The organism is uncultured Fibrobacter sp. (assembly GCF_937877005.1).
Classification (GTDB): domain Bacteria; phylum Fibrobacterota; class Fibrobacteria; order Fibrobacterales; family Fibrobacteraceae; genus Fibrobacter.
This window is the reverse complement of record NZ_CALEFV010000348.1, coordinates 1-7957: the sequence shown is the minus strand read 5'-3', so window position 1 is coordinate 7957 and position 7957 is coordinate 1. Positions and strand designations below refer to the sequence as shown.

Sequence of the window (7957 nt, the reverse complement as noted above, 5' to 3'; positions counted from 1 at the left end):
TCATCGTCGTCGTTTACGTCATTGCGAGGAGCCGTAGGCGACGAAGCAATCCCTTTTTCATTGGCCTGGGAGTCGTAGAACGCCTGGGCTTTTTTCATGAACGCTTCGAATTCTTCGTCCGTCATGTTGTCTGACGGCTGCGGCTCTGCGGCCGGCTCCGTAGCGGACACATCGGTCGGCTGCGGCTCTTCAGCGGGAGTCTCTTCGACAGATGCTTCGTTCACGTCATTGCGAGGAGTCGTAGACAACGAAGCAATCCATTCCTCATTTTCTTCCATCGGCGTTTCTTCAGCAACCGGAGCGCTTGTTTCTTCCGCAACCGTTTCAGTTGTCGGCGCGCTTGTTTCGGGAGCAGATTCAACAACCTGCGCGGTTCCTTCTGCCGGGGCCTGAGAACCTTCTGCCGGGGCCTGCGCACCTTCCGCAGAAGCCTGGGCATTTTCAGTCGCATCGTCTTCCTTCATCATCTCGGCGAACGGGTTTTCCTGCACTTCGCTCAAGTCTTCGCGACCTTCGAGCATGGCGTTCAAATCGTCTTCGCTCACGTTCCGTCCGCGTTCTGTCCACAGCACGGCTTCGCGCATCACCGCGGCCAAGTCGCCCACGGTCTGTTCCTTGGAACGTGCTATCGCCTGGTTGCGAATCGCTTCTACAAGGCCCGGCTTCACGTCCGGATCCTTGCTGAAGAACACGGTCTCGTGCGCCATTTCTTCGGCGTAGTCGGCGTTGTTCTTCTTGCGGTAAATCCAAATCGGCCCGAACAGTTCGCTTTGGCGGAATACGATTTCGTCCGTCTTGATCATCTCGAGCATGGCCATGAAGGTCACTGCCGCCACAATCGGGTGAGAATCGTTGTCGAGCAAGTCTTCGAACAGGGCGCGGCCATTCACCGCAAGATAATTGTTGATCGCCTGCTGACGGTCCTGAATGGTCACGTAGTCGAGTTCGATGTGGTGAATCGTTTCCGAAATCTTGGTCTTCAAGCTCTTCTGGTAGGCGCGGAAAAGCTGCCAGATGTTCGCGTCGGCCAAAGTCTCTTCGTCGGTCTGCGTCTTTTCCAGGCGCCCGCGGGAATACGTACCGAAGTTCTCGCTTTCCATTTCCTGGAGGCCGCTCGCGACTTGCTTGAAGCGCTGGTATTCCAGCATTTCCTTCATGAGCTGTTCGCGGTCTTCGTTGTATTCCGCTTCCATCTCGGGGTCGCGCTGCTCGGCCGGCAAAAGTTCCTGCACCTTTAAGGCCATCAAGCGGCTTGCCATGTACAAGAAGTCGCCCGCCTTCGACAAGTCGGTACCCTCGTACTCGTTCACCCACTTTAAGAACTGGTCCGCAATTTCTGCAATCGAAATCTGTTCGAGCGGAACTTCCTTCTTCTGAACAAGATACACCAGCAAGTCCATCGGGCCATTGAACGCCCCGATGCGTACTTCGTATTCTTCCTGTTCTTCGACTTCGGTCATTTACGGTAAATGTAGTTAAAATCATTCGGCCTGAACGCGTTTTCAGAGCGCGAAGGCGAATTCCACTCGGCGATTTAATCTTTTAATTCTTCAATTTTGACGAGCATCTTTTCGGAGAACCGTTCTCAGCTTCGTTAATGGCGTGGGCTCGCATAACTTCTTGTAAAGTTTTCCATGACAACTCAAAAGCGAGACTAAATTGTCCGATAACACCAGTACGATAAATTTCATCGCTTTTTGCCATATCGCGATTGGAGTTTTTCAGCACGTCAAAACATGCAACAAAGTTGTCAAACTTTTGCATAAAGCAGGACTCCCTCGCGCTGGATGTTGTCTTTCAATTTTCTTGAAGCAACTCCGTCCATGTTAATTACATCGAACGAAAGCAAGGTGTCTGCTTTTTCTTCAAGCAGTTCCTCAAAACGGGCCAGATTGCCGCCGGACACCGCGAGGTCAATATCACTGCGTTCGCGGTTTGTACCTCGTGCCCTAGAACCAAATAGAATAACGCGGTCAAGGAAACATTCCTTGGCAAAGGTCTCTATCTGGTGTATTATGTTTATCGGCAAGTTCATTTGATGCTCCATTTACAATATACATTATTTACGGGAAGAATGGGCATGTCTATTGCGAGAAGGGGGCCGTATCCCCCTGGTTCGCACTACGTTGCTCTCCACCCCCTCGCCTAGGAAGTTCCACCCCCTAAAACCCCCGAATTGTCACTTCCGCTTGATGCGGCACCTCCTTTTTCCCTGTCATCCCCGCTTCTTTTGTCATGCCCGCGCAGGCGGGCATCTCCTTTTTTACTATCATTCGTTTTGACATAGCTTGTGGCGTAAAAACCGCAGGCGCGAGTTTAACGTAGAGTTAGCTCTTATTCTCTGTTTCGAAATCTGGTAAATTTCAAAAATTCCCGAGAATAAGGCGAACACTCACGTCCAGAAATGGGCGTGGGTCGTTTGTGCTTATTGGGAATAGGTTTACCAGAACCTCGAAACAGGTAAGTGCATTCGACGCCACGCTTTTTTTGTGGATTGACTGCACGGCATAAGGGCTAAAGGAGCCCTTATGAGTCTGTTCGAAAAGCTGCAAAAAGCCTCGTCCGAAGAAGACGTGAAGGCGGAATACATCAAGGCACTGCACCTTAAGCAGGTTCAGCGAAACCTGATAGATATTCAAACGCGCGAAGTCTGGTTCGAAGCGAAATTTGGCTCCAAGAAGTCGCTCTACGAAATGTTCACGCAGCTGCTTTTCTACATCCACCGGGCCCTCAAGGATGGCGAGCATATTCCTCCGTTCCTTTGCGTGGTCGATAGCGTCAAGGCCGCTATCATGAAGACTGATGTGGCGCTCCCGCTTTTACAGGACAAGAACGTCCACATCAAGTGGGGCAAGTCCGCCAGCGATGTAACGCAGGATGCTTTAGACATTGTTTCGCAGTACATCGGCACACATTTCGTGAGTTTCAATATCGAGACGCACGAGAAAGAATTTATCGACACGTTGCGAAACGCCATAGAAAAAGGCGAAATCATCCGCACGCAAATTACGCCCGACAATCTCAAACAGGTTTTCGATAAATGGGTCGAGATGGTCGGCAAGGAAATCGTGAATGCGGAACCTGAAAACTACGCAGAATTTTTCTACGCCGATGTGATGAGCGACGGCAAGGTCAGCACCCACGAACATTTGTCTGCAGAGCTATTGCACAAGGGCAATAAGCCAATATTCTTGTTGAATGGGAAGACTTACGAAATCGCAAGCATGGATGGTTATAGCCAGTTCTGGGCGATTTATGATAGGCCGCCCAAAGAGGAATTTCGCAGTTACTTGCTGGAACGCCGCGACAGCCTGATTCCCGTTGACGAGCGGACTTTCAAGGGAGCCTACTACACTCCGCTCAATGTAGTTGACAAGGCTTACGACTTGCTAGAAAAGACGCTTGGTTCGAACTGGCAGAAGGATTACTATGTGTGGGATATGTGTTGTGGCGTCGGAAATCTCGAAGCCAAGCATTCTAACCACCGTCATCTGTTTATGAGCACCCTCGATCAAGAAGACGTGAATATCATGAAGGCGGCGAAGATTTGTGTGTCCGCCGAGCGTTTTCAGTACGATTACTTGAACGATGACATTACCGATAACGGAGAGATTGATTACAGCCTTACGAAAAAGATTCCTCAGACTTTGCAGAATGTTATTCGCGATGCAAATGAAGGAAAGAAGAAATTATTAGTGCTGATAAATCCACCTTATGCAGAAGTTGGGAGTGCATTTAATGCTTCTTCTAAAGATAACACCGCTAAAACAGGTGTGAATAAAACACGGTTTGGACAATTCGGGATGAAAGAATTCGGTAAAGCTAGCAATGAACTGTTTACTCAGTTTGTGGCTCGAATCGCTAAAGAAATTCCGAATGCGACCTTAGCGATGTTTAGCACATTGAAATATGTCAATTCTCAAACAATGGAAGTATTTCGAAAACAATGGTGTGCTCAATATCTGGGAGGTTTTGTAGTACACTCAAAGTCTTTTGAAGGTCTCAAGGGAAATTTTCCTATAGGCTTTCTAATTTGGAAAACGTTCAATGTCATTGCGAGCAAAGCGAAGCAATCTAAATGTATGTTTCCGTCTGAGATTTCATGCGAGGTTCTCGATAAAAGTACAAATCCAATTGGCGAAAAGAAGTTTTATAATGCCCCAAATGAAAGATATCTTGCCACTTGGATTGACAGGCCTGAGCCGAATACTACTGAAATAATTCCATTAAAAAACGCGATATCGCCTGCAACTAGAACAACAGATTTGAGGTGTAAATTTTGGAGTGATGACGCTATTGGTTACATGCGAGTAAATAGTAACGACATGCAACAAGCCAATGATACTTCGCTTTTCTCTTCTGGTTATAGTGGTGGGCATGGGTTTTATGTCAACTCAGAAAATTTACTTGATTTAGCCGTTATTTATACAGTTAGAAAGATTATTCCTCATACTTGGTTAAATGACCGCGACCAGTTCCTCCAGCCAAATTGTGAATTGCCTGATGATTTCAAAAATGATTGCTTGGTTTGGATGCTATTCAATGGTTCGAATCTCACCGCTAGTGCTAATGACCTTGAATGGAACGGCAAAAAGTGGAGCATCGTCAATCACCTTATTCCCTTCACCGAAGAAGACGTCGGTGCAAGCGAACGCTTCGAAAGTGATTTTATGGTGCAATACATGCAGGGCAAAACCTTCAGTGCCGAAGCCCAAGCTGTCCTTGACGAAGGCCGCAAAATTTGGTCTGCTTACTTCAAGCAAACCTTCAACCATAAAATTCGTGAAGAATTAAAGCTTAACCGCCCCGATGTCGGCTGGTATCAAATTCGCCAGGCACTGAAAGCCCAAAACGAATCCGGCAATTCCGTTCCCGTCAGTTTTGCTGCCTTCGAATCTACCTACAAAGCCCTATCCGAAAAACTCCGTCCACAAGTCTATCAATTCGGATTCTTGAAATAAATTGATTTTTGCCTATCATGTAATTTGCACTGCTCTGTAAAACAAAAATGTGCGAACTCGCTAAAGAAGAATTTTACCTTTTTAGACTTTAACTAAAAACAGCCTCCCGTTAGGGAGGCTGCAGAATCTTGGTCCGTTGCGAATCCGGCTCTAGACCGGAATGTCAACGCAAAAATTATTCCACGGTCACGCTCTTCGCTAAGTTGCGCGGCTGGTCCACGTCGTTTCCGCGCAGCACGGCGATGTGGTAGGCGAGTAGCTGGAGCGGCACGCATGTCACGATCGGCATGAGCATCGGGATAGTCTTCGGGACTGTAATCAGGTGGTCTGCAATTTCGTCGAGCGGGTGGCAATCTGCGGTCGAGATGGCAATCACCTTGCCGCCGCGGGCCTTGATTTCGCGTACGTTGCTGATCACCTTGTCGAACAGGGCGTCCTTCGGGGCAATCACCACGACCGGCATGTTTTCGTCAATCAAGGCAATGGGCCCATGCTTCATTTCAGCGGCGGGGTAGCCTTCGGCGTGAATGTAGCTGATTTCCTTGAGCTTGAGAGCGCCTTCCATGGCGACGGGGTAGTTGAAGTGACGACCCAGGTACAAGAAGTTGTTTGCCTTCACGTACTTGTTGGCGATGCCTGCAATCTGATCCGAAAGCTTGAGGGTCTGTTCCACCAGTTCCGGGAGTTCCTGCATAGCCTTCACGATGTCGGAGCCTGCTTCAAAAGAAAGCCTGCGCTGGCGGCCAAGCAAGAGGGCTATCATGGCGAGTACGGTCACCTGGCTGGTGAACGCCTTGGTGCTGGCTACACCGATTTCGGGGCCTGCGTGCAGGTAAACGCCGCCGTCGCTCGTGCGGGCGATGGTGGATCCCACACCGTTACAAATAGCTAGTGCGGTAGCCCCCTTCTGTTGAGCTTCTTTAAGGGCTGCCAGGGTGTCGGCGGTTTCGCCGGATTGGCTAATGGCGAGTACGAGTGTACCCGGCTTGATAATGGGGTTCCGGTAGCGGAATTCCGATGCGTATTCGACTTCGACCGGGACGCCGGCCAGGTCCTCGATCATGTATTCGCCCACCATACCGGCATAGTAGCTGGTACCGCAGGCCGTAATGATAATGCGGTTGATGTTGCGGAGTTCCTTGATGTTGGTGTCGAGACCCGCCAGCTTGGCGTTGCCTTCGGCGTAGAGCAGGCGTCCGCGCATGGTGTTGCGGAGCACTTCGGGCTGCTCAAAAATTTCCTTGAGCATAAAGTGCGCAAAGCCGCCCTTCGCAATAGCGTCGGCATCGAATTCAACATCCTGGACTTCGTGTTGCACGGGCTGGCTATGGATGTTTAACAGGTTGTAGCCGTCTTCCTTGATTTCCACAATGTCGTTGTCGTCCAGGTAGACCACTTTCTGGGTGTGCATGATGATGGCGGAAACATCGCTAGCCAAATAGAATTCTCCTGTGCCGATGCCGAGAATCAGGGGACTTCCGCGTCGCGCTCCAATCAGGGTTCCTGGTTCATCGCGGCAAATGACGGCCAGGCCGAAGGTTCCCTCAATCAGGGAAATAGCTTTAAGGACCGCTTCTTTCAAGTTTCCCTTGTAGTAGCGAGCAATCAAGTGGGCGACAACTTCGGTATCCGTTTCGGACTTGAACTCGATTCCTTCGGACTGCAGTTTTTTCTTCAGCACGGCGTAGTTTTCGATGATGCCGTTGTGCACAATGGAGATGTTCCCGTCAAAGCTTTGGTGGGGGTGGGCGTTTTCCTCGGTCGGTGCACCGTGGGTTGCCCAGCGGGTATGGGCGATACCGACATGTCCATGAAGAGCTTTTTCCTTCAATTTGTTTTCAAGAGCGGAAATTTTCCCGGAAGCACGGACGGTTTCAATGGTACCGTTTTCAATCAGGGCAACGCCTGAACTATCGTAGCCTCGGTATTCCAATTTCTTGAGGCCGCCGACAAGGACAGGAAGCGCTTCGTTTTTTCCGATATAGCCGACAATTCCGCACATATAAAGAAATCCTTTTTTTTTGCTAACAATATATGAAAATCTTATGGTAAAAAAGAGTTACAATTGAATTTTTCTATTGATAATTTGTTATTTTTCGGAATGTCTTATAAAAAAGAGGAACCAAATGAACAAAAAAATTCTTATTGCTGCAGGTGCTCTTGCATTTGCCTTGACTGGTTGTGATCAGATGTGCCAGGGACCCAAGACGAAGACTTCCCTGGTGACCGAAAAGGACAAGTATAGCTACGCCCTCGGTGCTCACTTTGGTAACCAGGCTCGTTTCCAGCTCGTGACTCGCGATTCCATTGACCTGGACTTGGATCTTTTTATCCAGGCTTTCAAGGAACGCTATAACAGTGATTCCGCTCATTTCTTGATGAACGATTCCGTGATTTTCCAGACCTTGACCGACCTCTCTCAGGCCCGTCAGGCTGAAAAGATCAAGAAGGATAGCCTCGCTGCCGAAGCCAATAAGGCTGCTGGCGAAGCTTTCCTTGCTAAGAATAAGACTGCCGAAGGTGTCGTTACCACGGAAAGTGGCCTTCAGTACAAGGTGATTACCGAAGGTACGGGTGCTACTCCTGCCGATGGTGATATCGTGAAGGTTCACTATACCGGTACGCTTCTCGACGGCACCAAGTTTGACAGCTCCGTCGACCGTGGCGAACCGCTTGAATTCCCGATCGGCGCCGTAATTCCGGGTTGGACCGAAATGCTCAAGCTCATGAAGGTGGGCGGCAAGGTCACCGCTTGGATTCCGAGCGATCTCGCTTATGGTCCCCGTGGCCGTGGCCCGCAGATTCCGGGAAACAGCACCCTGGTCTTTGAAATGGAACTGATTGATACTCACGCTGCAGACGCTCCGTCGACTGCTGCTGCAGAACCCGCTAAGCCCGCTGCCGCTCCTGCCGCAGCCCCGAAGGCCGAAGCCAAGCCTGCTGCTAAGCCCGCTGCCGCTCCTGCCGCAGCCCCGAAGGCTGATGCTAAGCCGGCT

General features: G+C 49.8%; 6 protein-coding genes. 2 read left to right on the top strand and 4 right to left on the bottom strand.

Translation table 11 applies throughout. The features are described from left to right. The 3 genes from Q0628_RS15535 to Q0628_RS15525 all read right to left on the bottom strand — a co-directional run. A partial coding sequence (locus tag Q0628_RS15535; protein WP_298772558.1) for a segregation/condensation protein A occupies window positions 1-1460 on the bottom strand: 1460 nt, incomplete at its 3' end. Between the two features lie 82 nt (window positions 1461-1542). Further along, window positions 1543-1764: a hypothetical protein gene (locus tag Q0628_RS15530; RefSeq protein WP_298772556.1), complete on the bottom strand. Its 222-nt coding sequence runs from the start codon at window positions 1762-1764 to the stop codon at window positions 1543-1545. Beyond that, on the bottom strand, window positions 1751-2035 hold the full coding sequence (locus Q0628_RS15525; protein ID WP_073056781.1) for a nucleotidyltransferase domain-containing protein: 285 nt from the start codon (window positions 2033-2035) through the stop codon (window positions 1751-1753). The genes Q0628_RS15530 and Q0628_RS15525 overlap by 14 nt, the downstream gene beginning before the upstream one ends. A 493-nt stretch (window positions 2036-2528) precedes the next feature. Here Q0628_RS15525 and Q0628_RS15520 point away from each other — a divergent pair, with 493 nt between their 5' ends. Next, entirely contained in the window at window positions 2529-4961 is a 2433-nt protein-coding gene (locus tag Q0628_RS15520; RefSeq protein ID WP_298772552.1) for a hypothetical protein, read from the top strand. A gap of 175 nt (window positions 4962-5136) precedes the next feature. On the opposite strand, the gene glmS is transcribed toward Q0628_RS15520, so the two are convergent. Further along, entirely contained in the window at window positions 5137-6963 is a 1827-nt protein-coding gene (glmS, locus tag Q0628_RS15515; protein ID WP_298772550.1) for a glutamine--fructose-6-phosphate transaminase (isomerizing), read from the bottom strand. A gap of 124 nt (window positions 6964-7087) precedes the next feature. Here glmS and Q0628_RS15510 point away from each other — a divergent pair. Beyond that, on the top strand, window positions 7088-7957 hold an 870-nt coding region (locus Q0628_RS15510), incomplete at its 3' end, for an FKBP-type peptidyl-prolyl cis-trans isomerase (protein WP_298772548.1).

Coding starts and splice junctions, on each gene's coding strand:
- glmS (WP_298772550.1), bottom strand. CDS start 6,963: ATGTGCGGAATTGTCGGCTATATCGGAAAAAACGAAGCGCTTCCTGTC.
- Q0628_RS15520 (WP_298772552.1), top strand. CDS start 2,529: ATGAGTCTGTTCGAAAAGCTGCAAAAAGCCTCGTCCGAAGAAGACGTG.
- Q0628_RS15530 (WP_298772556.1), bottom strand. CDS start 1,764: ATGCAAAAGTTTGACAACTTTGTTGCATGTTTTGACGTGCTGAAAAAC.
- Q0628_RS15525 (WP_073056781.1), bottom strand. CDS start 2,035: ATGAACTTGCCGATAAACATAATACACCAGATAGAGACCTTTGCCAAG.